This window comes from Micromonospora globosa, from assembly GCF_000717585.1.
Classification (GTDB): domain Bacteria; phylum Actinomycetota; class Actinomycetes; order Mycobacteriales; family Micromonosporaceae; genus Micromonospora; species Micromonospora aurantiaca.
On sequence record NZ_JNZR01000002.1, the window covers coordinates 169,121 to 184,008 of the forward strand.

Annotated in this window: 11 protein-coding genes, 1 pseudogene and 2 riboswitches; of the genes and pseudogenes, 5 read left to right on the forward strand and 7 right to left on the reverse strand. The window is 73.2% G+C overall.

Annotated elements, in window-relative coordinates; all coding sequences use genetic code 11:
- The first annotated feature begins 5 nt into the window (after positions 1–5).
- Entirely contained in the window at positions 6–1,241 is a 1,236-nt protein-coding gene (locus tag IF06_RS0103275; protein WP_030268872.1) for an MFS transporter, read from the forward strand.
- A gap of 21 nt (positions 1,242–1,262) precedes the next feature.
- Here the strand turns inward: IF06_RS0103275 and IF06_RS0103280 are convergent, their stop codons facing one another.
- Complete coding sequence (locus IF06_RS0103280) at positions 1,263–2,291, reverse strand: ribonucleotide-diphosphate reductase subunit beta (RefSeq protein WP_013285788.1); 1,029 nt, start codon at positions 2,289–2,291, stop codon at positions 1,263–1,265.
- Complete coding sequence (locus IF06_RS0103285; RefSeq protein ID WP_013285789.1) at positions 2,282–4,678, reverse strand: ribonucleoside-diphosphate reductase subunit alpha; 2,397 nt, start codon at positions 4,676–4,678, stop codon at positions 2,282–2,284. The genes IF06_RS0103280 and IF06_RS0103285 overlap by 10 nt, the downstream gene beginning before the upstream one ends.
- 114 nt (positions 4,679–4,792) lie before the next feature.
- A riboswitch (cobalamin riboswitch) is annotated at positions 4,793–5,009 on the reverse strand.
- A 120-nt stretch (positions 5,010–5,129) separates the two neighbouring features.
- Here IF06_RS0103285 and IF06_RS0103290 point away from each other — a divergent pair.
- Complete coding sequence (locus IF06_RS0103290) at positions 5,130–5,975, forward strand: PrsW family glutamic-type intramembrane protease (protein WP_030268878.1); 846 nt, start codon at positions 5,130–5,132, stop codon at positions 5,973–5,975.
- A gap of 91 nt (positions 5,976–6,066) precedes the next feature.
- Here IF06_RS0103290 and IF06_RS0103295 read toward each other — a convergent pair whose 3' ends face one another.
- From IF06_RS0103295 to IF06_RS0103305, 3 genes and pseudogenes are all read right to left on the reverse strand, one after another.
- Positions 6,067–6,690, reverse strand: coding sequence for a LysE family translocator (locus IF06_RS0103295; RefSeq protein ID WP_030268882.1), 624 nt, complete (start codon positions 6,688–6,690; stop codon positions 6,067–6,069).
- A 3-nt stretch (positions 6,691–6,693) separates the two neighbouring features.
- Complete coding sequence (locus IF06_RS0103300) at positions 6,694–7,206, reverse strand: acyl-CoA thioesterase (RefSeq protein ID WP_030268885.1); 513 nt, start codon at positions 7,204–7,206, stop codon at positions 6,694–6,696.
- 130 nt (positions 7,207–7,336) lie between these two features.
- Positions 7,337–7,544: riboswitch (cobalamin riboswitch) on the reverse strand.
- Between the two features lie 30 nt (positions 7,545–7,574).
- Positions 7,575–8,140 (reverse strand): annotated as a pseudogene (locus IF06_RS0103305) (DM13 domain-containing protein).
- Between the two features lie 101 nt (positions 8,141–8,241).
- On the opposite strand from IF06_RS0103305, the gene IF06_RS0103310 reads away from it, so the two are divergent.
- Positions 8,242–8,940, forward strand: a complete 699-nt coding sequence (locus IF06_RS0103310; protein WP_030268889.1) for a response regulator transcription factor — start codon at positions 8,242–8,244, stop codon at positions 8,938–8,940.
- An 8-nt stretch (positions 8,941–8,948) separates the two neighbouring features.
- Entirely contained in the window at positions 8,949–9,965 is a 1,017-nt protein-coding gene (locus IF06_RS0103315) for a sensor histidine kinase (protein WP_162881604.1), read from the forward strand.
- Between the two features lie 9 nt (positions 9,966–9,974).
- On the opposite strand, the gene IF06_RS0103320 is transcribed toward IF06_RS0103315, so the two are convergent.
- Both IF06_RS0103320 and IF06_RS0103325 read right to left on the reverse strand, forming a co-directional pair.
- On the reverse strand, positions 9,975–11,612 hold the full coding sequence (locus tag IF06_RS0103320) for an ABC-F family ATP-binding cassette domain-containing protein (protein ID WP_030268892.1): 1,638 nt from the start codon (positions 11,610–11,612) through the stop codon (positions 9,975–9,977).
- Between the two features lie 118 nt (positions 11,613–11,730).
- Positions 11,731–13,881, reverse strand: coding sequence for a hypothetical protein (locus IF06_RS0103325; protein ID WP_030268893.1), 2,151 nt, complete (start codon positions 13,879–13,881; stop codon positions 11,731–11,733).
- A gap of 81 nt (positions 13,882–13,962) precedes the next feature.
- On the opposite strand from IF06_RS0103325, the gene IF06_RS0103330 reads away from it, so the two are divergent.
- On the forward strand, positions 13,963–14,727 hold the full coding sequence (locus IF06_RS0103330) for a thioesterase II family protein (protein ID WP_232236611.1): 765 nt from the start codon (positions 13,963–13,965) through the stop codon (positions 14,725–14,727).
- The last annotated feature ends 161 nt before the right edge of the window (positions 14,728–14,888 follow it).

A 14,888-nucleotide genomic window follows, 5' to 3' on the forward strand; every position in this document is an offset into this window, starting at 1 on the left:
CGACCATGACGGACACCTCGACGAACCAGCACACGACGGAGCAGCCCGCGCCGCCGGTGCCACGCTCGGCCGTACGGGCCCGCTGGTCGGTGGCGCTGCTCTTCGTCATCATGGGCCTGGCCATCGGCGGGTGGTCGGCCCGCGTGCCGGAGGTGCGGGACGCGGTAGGCGTCGGCAACACCGGCTGGGGCCTGGCCAACATCGCCACGAACGCCGGGGAACTGGTCTCCCTGGTCGTGGTGGCGGTGCTGATCAGCCGGATCAACACCCGCCGGCTGGCGCTGGCCGGGGCCGCGCTGATCCTGGTCAACGCGCCGCTGCTGGCCGCGTCCACCACAGTGGTGGCGCTTGTCGGCGGGCTGGCGGTCTGGGGCTTCGCGGCGAACCTGCTGGCCACGCCGATGAACGCCCAGTCGGTCGAGGTGCAGAAGCGCTACGGGCGACCCATCCTGTCCACCTTCCACGCCGGCTTCAGCATCGGCATGCTGGCCGGTGGCCTCTGCGGCACCGGCGCCGCGGCGATCGGGATGTCCCCGTCGGCGCAGATGGCTGTCACCAGCGTCCTGCTGGGAGCGCTGCTGGTCGGTACGCACCGCTGGCTGCCTGATACGCCCCGGCAGGAGACGAAGGACGGCGAGGACCGGCGGCGGCTGCGTGACCGGTTCACCCCGCAGCTGCTGCTGCTTGCGGTGATCGCTTTCCTCGCCTCGTTCATCGAGATGGCCGGCGCACAGTGGAGCGCGCTGTACGCGACCGAGGTCGCGGGCGCTGCCGCGGTGCTCGCCGCGGCCACGTACACCTGCCTGTCGCTGGCCGCCACCGTCGCCCGGCTGTTCGGCGACCGGCTGGCCGGCCGGTTCGGGCGGATCCGCTTCGTCCGGCTGTCCGCGCTCGTCGCCACCGCCGGTGTGGCGCTGCCGGTGGCGTACCCCCATCCGGTCGCGGTGATGGCCGGCTTCGGACTGCTCGGCTTCGGCCTGGCGTGCGTGACCCCGACGGTGCTCGGCTTCGCCGGCGAGCAGCCCGGCCTCACCTCGGGTGAGGGCGTCTCGGTGGTGGCGATGGGCCAGTGGCCGGGCGCGTTGCTCGCGGCGCCGGTGATCGGCCTGCTCGCCGGCGCCCTGGACCTGCGCAGCGCGTTCGTGGTGGTGGCCGTGATGGCGGTCGCCGTGGTGGCGCTGATCGGGCGGGTCCGGGCGACGGCGCTGCCCGGCGAGAGCCCGGTCCCGCCCCGGCCGTGACGGCCGGGGCGGGGGCGGCGCTCAGAAGTCGTCGTCGAATGTGACCGAGCCGGTCACCCCGACCTGGTACGCCGACACCCGGCGCTCGAAGAAGTTGGACAGCTCCTGCACGTCCTGCAACTCCATGAACGCGAACGGGTTGCCGCTGCCGTACATGGGGGCGATGCCGAGCACTGCGAGGCGCCGGTCGGCCACATGCTGGAGGTATTCGCGCATGTCGGCCAGTGACATCCCGGGCACGCCCTGCCCCAGCAGGTCCTCGGCGAAGCTCACCTCGCACTCCACCGCCTCGGCCAGCATCTCCTTCACCTGCCGCTCCATCTCGTCGTCGAACAGGTCCGGCTCCTCGGCGCGTACGGTCTCCACCACGTCGAAGGCGAACGCCATGTGCATCGACTCGTCCCGGAACACCCAGTTGGTGCCGGAGGCCAGCCCGTTGAGCAGTCCCCGGGAGCGCAGGAAGTAGACGTAGGCGAACGCGCCGTAGAAGAACAGGCCCTCGATGCACGCGGCGAAGCAGATCAGGTTGAGCAGGAACGCCCGCCGGTCCGCGCGGGTCCGCAGCTCGCGCAGCTCGAAGATCGAGTCGATCCACCGGAAGCAGAACTCGGCCTTGCGGGCGATCGACGGGATGTTCTCCACCGCGTCGAACGCGGCGAACCGTTCCTTCTCGTCCGGCACGTACGTGTCGAGCAGGTTCAGGTAGAACTGGACGTGCACCGCCTCCTCGAACAGCTGCCGGGACAGGTAGAGCCGGCCCTCCGGGGAGTTGACGTGCTGGTAGAGGTTGAGCACCAGGTTGTTGGCGACGATGGTGTCGCCGGTGGCGAAGAACGCCACCAGCCGCGACACCAGGTGCCGCTCGGCCGGGGACAGCTTCGCCAGGTCGGCGAGGTCCGAGTGCAGGTCCACCTCCTCGACCGTCCAGGTGTTCTTGATCGCGTCCTTGAACCGGTCGAAGAAGCGCGGGTAGCGCATCGGCCGCAGGGTCAGGTCCATGCCGGGGTCGAGCAGCATGTGCCGGGTCGGTGCGGTGGTGGTCACTGGCATGCCTCGCAGCTCTCGGGGTTCTCCAGGGAACAGGCCAGCGCCTCGTCGTCGCTCACGGCGGAGACCACGCCGGAGACCGGGGCGAGCACCGGCGCGACGGTGGCCTGCTGGATGCGGGTGGCGGGACGGGAACGCAGGTAGTAGGTGGTCTTCAGCCCGGCCTTCCAGGCGTACAGGTACATCGAGGACAGCTTGCCGATGGTCGGCGCGCTCAGGAACAGGTTCAGCGACTGGGACTGGTCGATGAAGGGCGCCCGCGCGGCGGCCAGGTCGATCAGCGCCCGCTGCGGCAGCTCCCAGGCGGTGCGGAACAGCTCCCGCACCGGCGCGGGCAGCTCGGTGATGTCCTGCACCGAGCCCTCGGCCCGCTTGATCCGGTCGCGGACCTGCGGTGTCCACAGGCCGCGCGCCTTCAGCTCCCGCACCAGGTACGTGTTGACCTGGAGGAACTCCCCGGACATGGTCTCGCGCTTGAACAGGTTGGACACCTGCGGCTCCACGCACTCGTAGCAGCCGGCGATGGAGGCGATGGTGGCGGTCGGCGCGATCGCCACCAGCAGTGAGTTGCGCAGCCCGTGGACGGCGATCCGCTCGCGCAGCGCCGCCCACCGTCCGGCCTGCGCCGGCTCCGCGCCCCACAGGTCCGGGTGCAGGTCACCCTTCGCGGCCCGGGTCTGCGGGTACGCCGGATGCGGCCCGAACCGCTCGGCCAGCCCGGCGGAGGTCTCCAGCGCGGTCAGCAGGATCTCCTCCTGCACGCGGGTGGACAGCTCCTTGGCCTGCGCCGAGTCGAACGGCAGGCGCAGCGTGAAGAACGCGTCCTGCAACCCCATCAGCCCGAGCCCGACCGGCCGCCAGCGCGGGTTCGACGCCGCCGCCTGCTCGGCCGGGTAGTAGTTGATGTCGATCACCCGGTCGAGGAACACCACGGCGGTGCGGACCGTGGCGCGCAGCCGCTCCCAGTCCACGCCGTCGGCGGTGACGTGGGCGCCGAGGTTCACCGAGCCGAGGTTGCACACCGCCGTCTCGGCGTCGTCGTTGACCTCCAGGATCTCGGTGCACAGGTTGGACAGGTGGATCACGTTGCCCGGCTCGCCGGTCTGGTTGGACAGCCGGTTCGCGGCGTCCTTGAACGTCATCCAGCCGTTGCCGGTCTGCGCGAGCGTGCGCATCATCCGCCCGTACAGGTCCCGCGCCCGGACCGTGCGGACCGCGTTCTTCTCCGCCGCCCGGTACGCGGCGTCGAACGCCTCGCCGTACAGGTCGGGCAGCTCCGGGGCGTCCGACGGGTCGACCAGCGACCACTCGCCGTCGGCCTCGACCCGGCGCATGAACTCGTCCGGGATCCAGTTGGCCAGGTTGAGGTTGTGCGTACGCCGCGACTCCTCGCCGGTGTTGTCCCGCAGCTCCAGGAACTCCTCCACGTCCGGGTGCCACGGCTCCAGGTAGACGCAGGCCGCGCCCTTGCGCCGGCCGCCCTGGTTGACCGCGGCCACCCCGGCGTCGAGCGTCTTGAGGAACGGCACGATGCCGTTGGAGCGCCCGTTGGTGCCCCGGATCAGCGCGCCCCGGCCGCGTACCCGCGACCAGGAGATGCCGATGCCGCCGGAGAACTTCGACAGCTTCGCCACCTGGTGGTACCGCTCGTAGATCGAGTCCAGCTCGTCGCGCGGCGAGTCGACCAGGAAGCACGACGACATCTGGGTGTGCCGGGTGCCGGAGTTGAACAGCGTGGGGGAGCTGGGCAGGTACGCCAGGCTGGACATCAGCCGGTAGAAGCCGACCGCCTCGCCCGGGGTGCGGGACAGCCCGCAGGCCACCCGCAGCAGCCAGTACTGCGGCGTCTCCACCACCAGCCGCGACTGCGGGTGCCGCAGCAGGTAGCGGTCGGCCACCGTGCGCAGTCCGAAGTACTCGAACCGCAGGTCGCCGTCCGGGTCCACGGCGTCGTCGAGCTTGCGGGCGTGCCGGGCCACGAACCCGGCCGTCTCGTCGCCGATCAGTCCCAGCCCGTGCGCGTAGGCGATCGACTGGCTGAAGCTCGCCACGCCCTGTCCGCGGACCTCCTTGTCCACGTACGCGGCGAGCAACCGCGCCGCCAGCTTCGAGTACTGCGGCTCCTCGCCGATCAGCTCCGCCGCGGTCTGGATCGACAACCGGTCCAGCTCGGCGGTGGTCGCCCCGTCGTAGAGCCCGCTTATCGTCTTCGTGGCCACCCGCAGCGGGTCCACCTCGTCCAGGTCGGCGACCCAGCGCTCGACCGCCCGGACGATCTTGCCGACGTCCACCGGCTCGGTGTCGCCGTCCCGCTTGCGTACCCGCATCGCCGGCCGGCGGGTCTCGGACCCGCCGGTTCCGGACGGGGGACTCTCCTGCACGACAGTCATGACCTCTCCTCGCTGTCACCGTCTGGAGACGGCGGGAGACGCCAACGGGCGCGGCGCACGGCCGGCCCGGCTGCTGGCGTCGGTCGTCCCGCGCGACCTCCGGCCGCCGTACGCGGAGGCGTACGGCGCGCTGGCAGGTCTTCGGACTCGCGGGCCCGACCGGGGTCGCCGGTCGCCTACCGGCCGTCGCTTCCCAGGCCGGTGGCCCAGTGCTGTTGACGGCTGTCGTTCCCACTCACCGCTGCGGGGCAGTCCCGGATTCCCACCGGGTTCCCTCTTGCCTCGGCCCCGCCCCGGAGGGCTCGGCCGAACCAGCTGCGGCACCACCATATATGGCGGTGAGGGCTTGCGTGCAACACCAGATGTCGTGTCGGCGTGTCGGAATGATCTCACTGTCCACAGTGCCTACCCCCGATTCCGGCGCGACCCGGCGGGCGCGATACTCGGCGGTATGGGGAATACCGGACGCCGCTGGGCGTGGGTGGCGGTCCTGCTCGTCGGCGTCGGGCTTCACCTGCTGGTGCTGGAGACACTCGCCGGCACCGGGACCGTCACGTTCGTCCCGGCGCTGATCGTGCTCGGCGCGTGCGTCGCGCCCGCCACGTTCCTGGCCTTCGCCCAGGGACGGCCGGCCCGCCGCCCGGTCCCCGGCTCCGTCGTCGGCGTCGCCGCGCTCCTCGGCGGCGTGGTCGGCGTGGTCGCCGCCGGCTGGCTGGAGTACGGCACCCTGCACCGCCTCGGCGTCCTGCCGATGGCGCTCGTCGGCCTGGCCGAGGAGACCGCCAAACTGATCGTGCCGGCCGGCATCCTGCTGCTGTGGCGGCGGCACCCGTCCCCGGCGCAGGGCCTGGTGATCGGCGTGGCCTCCGGCGCCGGGTTCGCCGCGCTGGAGACCATGGGCTACGCGTTCGCCGCGTTCGTCGGGTCGGAGGGCAACCTCGGCGCGGTCGAGCGGACGCTGCTGGTACGCGGTCTCACCGCGCCCGCCGCGCACCTGGCCTGGACCGGGCTGACCGCCGCCGCGCTGTTCACGTTCGCCGCCGCGCCCGGCGGCCGGAAGCTGGCGGCGTTCCTGCTCACCTTCGCCGCCGCCGTCACACTGCACACCTGCTGGGACACGTTCGGCACCCAGCCCGCGTACGTGTTCATCGGCGCCGTGTCGCTGGGCTGGGTGCTGCTGCGCCTGCACCTGGACCGCGAGCGGCCGCCCGCGTCCGGGACGCCGGCGGAGCCGAACCGGGACCGGCCTCATGATCATCGCCAGTTCGCCGAGGTGGCGGGGTCGGAGCACTTCTGATGCCGCCACCTCGGCGTGATGGAGTCGATCAACCGGCCGGGGCATTGCCGACCGCCGACCAGCCGACGCCCGCACCGCGCCCCGGTGCGTCTCAGCCGGCGGCCAGCCGGACGCCGAGCGCGACGAAGGCGACAGCGCAGAGCCGGTCGACGCGCCGTGACCAGCGGCTGTCGCCCCACCGCCTGGCGAACCGCCCGGCGCCCACCCCGAGCGCCAGGTCCACGGCGAGTTGCACCGCGACGAACAGCACGCCGAGCAGCACCAGCTGCGCCGCCACCGGGCCCGCCTCGGGCCGGACGAACTGCGGCAGGAACGCCACACTGAACAGGATCATCTTCGGGTTGAGCAGGTTCGTCAGCAGGCCGCGCCGGAACGCCCGCCCGGCGCCGCCGTCCGGCCGGTCCGCCGGTGCGCCGAGCCGGCCCGTGCCGCGCAGCGCCCGCAGGCCCAGCACGATCAGGTACGCCGCACCGGCCCACCGGATCGCGGTGAACAGCACCGGGGACGCGGCGATCAGCGTGGCGAGCCCGGCCACCACGGCGGCGACGTGCACCGCCTCCCCGGCGGCGACCCCGAGCGCGGCCACCGCGCCCGCCCGTGGGCCGTACCGGGTGGCGTTGGCGAGCACGAACATCATGTCCGGCCCCGGGGTGAGCATGAGCACCACGATGGCGGCCAGGTAACCCGCGAGCGTGGCCGCCGACAGTCCGAGCACCGTTCAGCCCTCCCCGGCGCCGTCGAGCAGCGCCCGGCGCAGCGCCAGCCGGTGTTCGCGCCGGATCTGCGCCTCCCGGTAGCGCCGCCGGTCGCCGTCGGTCTCGGCGTGCAGCGGCGGCACCGGCCGGGGCTGCCCGTCGTCGTCCACCGCCACCATCACCAGGTGCGCGGTCGCCACGTCCACCGGCGGCACCGCGCGGTCCCACCGGTCCGCGCTGACCTTCACCGCCACCTCCATCGAGCTGCGGCCGGCCCAGGTGATCCGGGCGTCCACGTGGACCACGTCCCCCACGCGTACCGCCCGCAGGAAGGCGGTCTCGTCGATGGCGGCGGTGACGGCCGGGCCGTCGGAGTGGCGGGCGGCGACCACACCGGCGACCGAGTCGATCAGGTTGAGGATCCGCCCGCCGTGGACCGTGCCCATCAGGTTGGTGTGGTGCTGGTCCATGATCTGCGACAGGGTCAGGTGCGAGGCCGACGGTGGTCGGCCGGTGAGCGTGATGGTGTCGGGCACTGTGCGGTTCCGTCCTCGCAGAAGCGGACCGCCGACCGGCCGGGGTGTGCACGTCGAGGACACGCCGACGGCCCTGCGCACGACGTGTCACCCGCCCGACCCACCCGCGAGGTCGACGGCGGCGCGCACCGGTGGTACGCGCGACGCGGGCAGGTCTTCGGACTCGCGGGCGTGACACGAGGTCGCCTACTGGCCGTCGCTTCCCAGGCCGTGGCCCAGTGCTGTTGACGGCTGTCGTTCCCACTCACCGCTGCGGGGCAGTCCCGGATTCCCACCGGGTTCCCTCTTACGACACCCGGCCGTCGCCGACCGGGTGAACCAGCGCTTCCCGCAGCGTAGACCAGCGTCCGAGGCCGGCGGCACAGGCGTCAGGCCGGCGCCGATCCCGTCACAGCGGCAAGCGGCGCCGCGCCGAACGACACCGCGAACCGCTTGCACCAGATCGACACGCTGCGCAGACCGTCCAGGTCCACCGACGCCGGGATGTCGTACGCCTGGTCGCCGATGTTGCCCTTGAGCCGGCCCAGCTCGACCCAGCGGCCGTCGTCGAACACCTGCCAGCCGGCCCGGCCGGGGAGCACCTTCCGGTCGGTCAGCCACACCCGCAGGTCGGGTCCGTCGGAGGTGTCCAGTCCGCGCAGGAGCAGCTGACGGCGGCCGTCGGCGAGACGGACGAGCTGCGCCCGGCCGGACGTGTCGTGCTCGTGGGTGACGAAGTCACCGGCGGCGAGCACCACGTCGGCGGGCGCCGCGCCGGTCGGCGACGAGCCGGTCGTGCCGGCCGGAGCCGGTGAGGGCTCCGCCACAGTGGGCAGCGTCTCGCGTACCTCGCGGTCGGTCACCAGCCGCCACGGCTGGAACAGGTACAGGCTCACCCGAGGCCGGTGACGGCCACGACGGCCAGCACCGACGACACCACACGTCTTCTGCCCATGCTCCGACGGTAGGCGCGTAGCCGGCGGAAAGATCTTTCCGTCCGCTTACGGGTCGACCGCGGGCCGCCGCACCGGGACGCCGATGGGTAGCGTCTGGCCCATGGGGCGCTACGTGCTCGTCGTCGACGACGACCGGACGGTGAGCGACGTCGTCCGGCGCTACCTCGAACAGGACGGCTGCCGGGTCCGGTTGTCCTTCGACGGGCCGGACGCGCTCGCCGCGGCCGAGGAGGAGCCACCCGACCTGGTGGTCCTCGACCTGATGATGCCGGGTCTCGACGGCATCGAGGTGTGCCGGCGGCTGCGTCGCCGGCTGCCCGGCCTGCCCGTCGTCATGCTCACCGCGCTTGGGGACGAGGCCGACCGGGTCGCCGGGCTGGAGGTCGGCGCGGACGACTACGTGACCAAGCCGTTCTCGCCCCGTGAACTCGTGCTGCGCATCCGGTCGGTGCTGCGGCGCGCGGCCCCGCAGGACCGGGGACCGACAGGGGTGCTGCGCGACGGCGACCTCACCGCGGACACCGACCGGCGCGTCGCCGAGCGCGGCGGGCAGCCGCTGTCGCTGACCGTACGGGAGTTCGACCTGCTCGCGTTCCTGCTCGCGAACCCGGGACGCGCCTGGTCGCGGGCCGAGCTGCTGGACCGCGTGTGGGGCTGGCGGTTCGGCGACCAGTCCACAGTCACCGTCCACGTCCGGCGGCTGCGGGAGAAGATCGAGGACCACCCGGCGCAGCCGCGCCGCATCGTCACCGTGTGGGGCGTCGGTTACCGGTACGAGCCGTCGGAGGCGTCCCGGTGAACGAGCTGATGGTCATCGGGCTCTACGCCCTGCTCGCAGGCGCTGCGGTCGGCGCGCTCGGCGTCGGCGCGCTGCGGCTGGTGCGCCACCGGTCGATCCTCGCGCACATCGCGGTGCTGCTCGCGGTCACCATCGCCTCGGTGACGGCCGGCGTCACGGCCGTTGCCCAGGCCATGTTCCTGTCCGCGCACGACCTCCAGGTCGTCCTCGTCACGGTCGCCGCGTCCGCGGCGCTCAGCCTGGCCGTCGGGGTGGCGTTCGCCCGCCGCCTCGCCCAGGCGGCGGTCTGGGCCGACCAGGCCCGGCAGCGGGAACGGCAGCTGGAGGCGGGCCGCCGCGAGCTGGTCGCGTGGGTCTCCCACGACCTGCGTACGCCGCTGGCCGGGCTGCGGGCGATGGCGGAGGCGCTGGAGGACCGGGTGGTCGACGAGCCGGCGGCGGTGGCCGAGTACCACCGCCGGATCCGGGTCGAGACGGACCGGATGACGCGCCTGGTCGACGATCTGTTCGAGCTGTCCCGGATCACCGCCGGAGCGTTGCGGCCCGCGCTGTCCCCGGTGCCGCTCGGCGACGTGGTCTCCGACGCGATCGCCGCCACCGCGCCGCTGGCCGCCGACCGGCGGGTCCGGGTGCTCGCCCCGGAGACCGGCTGGCCGACCGTCCGGGCCGCCGAGGCCGAACTCGCCCGCGTCGTGACGAACCTGCTGGTCAACTCGGTGCGGTACACGCCACCGGACGGCACTGTCCGCATCGACGCCGGGCGGGACGACGCCGACGCGTGGCTCGCCGTCTCCGACACCTGCGGCGGCATTCCGGAGGCGGACCTGCCCCGGGTGTTCGACGTGGCGTTCCGGGGCACCCGGGCCCGTACTCCCGCACCGGCCGGCGCCGACGAGGCGGCACCGGCCGGCGGCGGGCTGGGTCTGGCGATCGTGCGCGGACTGGTCGAGGCGCACGGCGGGCGGGTGCACGCGCACAACGTGACCGGCGGGTGCCGGTTCGTGGTCCGCCTGCCGGCGGTCTGACCGGGCCGGTCAGCCGGCGTCCGGGGGACCGGTCTCCACCAGGCGTCCGTCCGCCAGGCGCAGCCAGCGGCCGACGTCGATCGCGGCGAGGAACCGCTCGTCGTGGCTGACCACCAGCAGCGCGCCCCGGTAGGCGTGCAGCGCGCTCTCCAACTGCCCGACGCTGACCAGGTCGAGGTTGTTCGTCGGCTCGTCGAGCAGCAGGAGCTGCGGGGCCGGTTCGGCGCCCAGCACGCACGCGAGCGTGGCGCGCAGCCGCTCCCCGCCGGAGAGCACCCCGACCGGAAGATGCGCGCGCGGGCCGCGGAACAGGAAGCGGGCGAGCAGGTTCATCCGCTGCGCATCAGGGGCCTGCGGCGCGAACGCGGCCAGGTTCTCCGCCACGGTACGGTCCAGGTCCAGCAGGTCCAGCCGCTGCGACAGGTACGCGATCCGGCCGTCCGCGCGGGTGATCCGGCCGCTCTCCGGCTCCAGATCGCCGTCGATCAGGCGCAGCAGCGTCGACTTGCCCGCGCCGTTGTCGCCGAGCAGGGCGATCCGCTCCGGACCGCGGATCGTCAGGTCGACACCGTCGGCGGCGAACAGCGACCGCTCACCGTGCCGGACCCGGACCCGTTCGGCGGTCAGCAGTGTGCGTCCGGCCGGGACGGTGGTGGCGGGCAGCTCCACCGTGATCGTCTTCTCGTTGCGCAGCGCCCGCTCGGCCTCGTCGAGCCGTGCCCGGGCGTCGTCGACCCGCCCGGAGTGCATCTCGTTCGCCTTGCCCGCTGCCACCTGCGCGTCCCGCTTCAAGCCGCCGGCGACGATCCTCGCCAGACCCGCGTTCTTCAGGTTCCGGGCGGCGTTGCCGGCTCGCCGGGCCGCCCGTTCGCGGGCCTCCTGCAACTCCCGCTTCTCCCGCTTGAGGTCCTGTTCGGCGCTGCGGACGTTCTTCTCCGCCACCTCCTGCGCGGCCCGCACGGCCGCCTCGTACGAGGTGAAGTCGCCGCCGTGGAAGCGCATCTCACCGCGGTCGAGTTCGGCGATGCGGTCCATCCGGTCCAGCAGAGCCCGGTCGTGACTGACCAGCAGCAGACAGCCGTGCCACTGTTCCAGCACGTCGTAGAGCCGGTGCCGGGCGCCCAGGTCGAGGTTGTTCGTCGGCTCGTCCAGCAGCAGCACGTCGGGCTGCTTGAGCAGTTGCGCCGCCAGGCCGAGGGAGACCACCTGCCCACCGCTGAGCGTGCCCAGGTGCCTGTCGAAGGCGAGGCCGCCGAGGCCGAGCCGGTCGAGTTGCGCGCGCGTGCGTTCCTCGATGTCCCAGTCGGCGCCGATGGTGGTGAAGTGCCTCTCGTCGGCGTCGCCGGCCTCGATGGCGTGCAGCGCCGCGATCAGCGGTGCGATCTCCAGGACCTCGGCCACGGTGAGGTCGGCGGCCAGCGGCAGGCTCTGCGGGAGGTAGCCCAGCACGCCGTCGACGGTCACCGACCCGGCGGCCGGGCGGTACTCGCCGGCGATCAGCTTGAGCAGCGTGCTCTTGCCGGCGCCGTTCGGCGCGACCAGTCCGGTCCGGCCGCCGCCGAGGGTGAAGGAGAGGTTCTGGAAGACCGGGGTGTCGTCCGGCCAGGAGAAGGTCAGGTTCGAGCAGACGACGAAGGAATCGGACATCAGGAAGACGACCTCGAAGATGAGGGCGGGCGGACCTCAGCCGCCCGGCGGGGGACACGGTCTCGGGGTACGACGGAACGACCACGGCGCTCGCCTGCGGTCGGTCACATGTCCGGTCTCACCCGGAGATGTCGTCGTCACCCGCCATGTCTGGTCTCCCTGCCTGCCTGATCGCCACTGGATCACTCCGGTCCACCGTAGCACCGGCGGTGGTCGCCAGGCGGTCCTGCAGACGGGCGTGCCGGAACTGGTAGACCGGCCCCACCGTGCGCAGCACCGACCGGCGGTGCGCGTCGTCGAGGAACCGGAGCAGCCGCAGCGGCGCCACCCCGGTACGGCGCAGCTCGACCATGACGAGCAGGGCGCGCCAGGTCTGCGAGGACGTCACGCCGAGCAGGAAGCCGCCGACGATGCCACAGGCGATGCCACCTTCCGCCGACCCGGCGAGCCGCCCCACCAGGCCACCCAGGACACCGAGCACGGACCCGAGCCAGAGGCCGCCGCCCACCGCGGACCACAGGTCCCGCCGCCAGGACAGCCGCGACGACACCGGGTCGTCCTCGTCCGCCGAGCCGGCCATCGCCAGGTACAGGCCCAGGGAGAGGCAACCGAGAAAACCGGTCGCGGTGAAGGCGAGGAAGACCGGGAAGGCCCGCCCGGACCCGATGCCTGTGACATCGGCGCACGCGGCGACGAGGAGCCCGAAGAAGCCCAGGAACAACGCACCGGTGAGCCCGGCGCCGAGCACGCTCTCCATCCGCTGACGGCTGACGACCCGGCTCCATCTGATCCGGCGGAGCCGCAGCGGACGCCGGCCGATCAGCACGTCCCGGGACAGCTTGGCGGTGAACGTGAGCACCAGCCCGAACGCCAGCCCGGCCAGGACGCCGAACGCCGGCCCGGCGAGCAACCCCGCGCTCAGTCCGGCGCCGAGACCGGTGACGAGCACCGTCGTGACCGCGTACAGGTCCCAGGAGGTGAACGACGCCAGGTGCCACCACACCAGATCGCGGCTGCCCGCCCGGTTCATCAGGTGGGCGAGGTGACCGAGCCAGCGCGCCGCCTGCGCAGCCGTGTAGCGCGGCTCCGGCACGCCGGGCTGGACGGCGTACGCCGCGGGAAGCACCCGGTCGAGCAGGGCGTCCTCCACCGCCTCCCGGCTGTGGTAGCTGTCGAGCAGCTCCGCGGCATCGTCGTCGGTGGTCACCGTGTCCCGGAACAGGCTCAGCATCAGCGGGCTGCGCAGCGCCTGCGCGACGGGACTCTCAGGCCGGTCGCGCACCTCGTCCACCAGCCGCTGCCACCCCGGCGGCAACGGCTGGGTCCGGCTCCGGGTGACGTACGAAGCGATGTCCGCGCCGGTCAGCGGTTCCAGCTCCAGGGCGGCGGCGCCGGAGAGGTGCCGGGCGACGGCCACCGCCTCCACCAGCTCGCGGCTGCGGGTCGTCACCACCAGCCGGAACGTGGTCTGGACGTCGAGCGCGCGCAGGGCGACCGGTCGCAGGTCCGGCGGCAGTTCGTCCAGCCCGTCCAGGAAGAGCGCCACGTGCCCGCCCGTGACGAGCCGGCGGGCCGGTTCGAGCCCGCCGAGGACATCGTGATCGGCGGCCAGCCGGGCGGCCAGCCAGTCGGCGACCGGTTGCCGGCGCGGATCCCAGCCGGACACGGTCAGCAGCACCGGCACGGGTACCCGTGCGCGTTCCTGCTCCGGCAGGCGCTGCCGGTGCTCCAGCGCGTCGATCAGCAGCAGGACGACCGCTGCCGACTTGCCCGCCCCGGGCCGGCCGAGCAGCAGCAGGCGGCCGGAGCCCAGGCCCGCGTACACCCGGAACAGGTCGTGCAGGTCGCCGTGGGCGAGGTCGGCCGCCCGCACCGGCGGGACGGCCGGCAGGGGCGGGAACCGGACCAGGTCGCCCTCGGTCGCGGCGGCGTCCACCGGCCCGGTGACCGGCCGGTCCGACCACCGCCAGTGGACCCGGATCGGAACCGGCGCCCACAGCCCGCGCTCGGTCGCCGCGCGGCTCCACTGCGCGAGGACGGCGGCGGCCAGCTCGTCGGCCGCCCGCTGCGCCTCGGGGCCGGGGCGGCGTGCGCCCCGGTGGTTGCGCCGCCACAGCCAGCCCAGGATCGGGCCGCCGGCCGCCAGGACGGCGAGGACCGACTGCAGCAGGGTGAGCTGCCGGTCGGTGGCGTTCGGCAGCCAGGCGACCGATGCGCCGAGCCCGGCCGCGACGAGCATCGCCAGCACCGACCAGACCCCCCGCCGCATCCCGGTAGTGTGCCAGGCGGCCGGCTGTCCACACAGGCCCGTCCGCCGAGCCGGGAGTGGTCCGGCCCTATGCTCCTGGCCATGCCCCAGGTGAGTGCGAGCCGCTGGTTCGGGCCGGCCGGTTCCCCGGCCGGCGACGCCCAGGTGTTCGTCTTCCCGTACGCCGGCGGCGTCGCCGGCTCCTTCGCGCAGTGGCAGGAACTGGCCGCGCCGGAGCTGTCGGTGCAGGTCGCGCTGATGCCGGGCCGGGGTGCCCGGCTGCACGAGCCACCCGTGGACGACCTCGCGGAGCTGGTGGACGCGCTGGCGACAGCCGTCGCCGAGCGGGCGTCCGGGCCGTTCCTGCTGTTCGGCCACAGCCTGGGGGCGCTGGTGGCGTTCGAGGTGACCCGGGAGCTGCGCCGCCGGGGCGCGCCCGCGCCGCTGGCGTTGCTGGTCGGCGGCGCGGAGGCGCCGCAGACCCGGCTGGTGCGGCGGCGCGTGCACGACCTCGACGACGCCGGTCTGATCGAGGCGTTGCGCGACTTCGGGGCCACGCCGGCCGCGCTGCTGGCCGACCGCGACCTGATGGAGCTGATCCTGCCCGGGGTACGCGCCGACTTCGCGCTGTCCGAGCGGTACGCCTACCGTCCGGAGCCGCCGCTGGAGGTGCCGGTGCACGTGCTGCTCGGCGACGGGGACGAGCACGTGGACCGGGACCGGGCCGCAGGGTGGGCCCGGGAATGTGTCACCGAGCCGCGATGGCACGTGTTTCCCGGCGGGCATTTCTTCCTTACCGACCATCTGCCGGAAATCATCGACCTAATGCGACACGTCGTCGCCAGTCACACCCCTGTGGCGGAATAGGCGACAAAGAACGGGTAAGGACTCGTACCCGTACCGAACCTTCCACAATGTCCGGTATTCGGCCTGGTGAACGGCCGAGAAGCGGTGTTAAAGTTCGCCATCCGTTCGCCGAAGGGACGTCGCTGACGAGGCGGCATACTGTCGCGTGCGCCGAGGTGTTC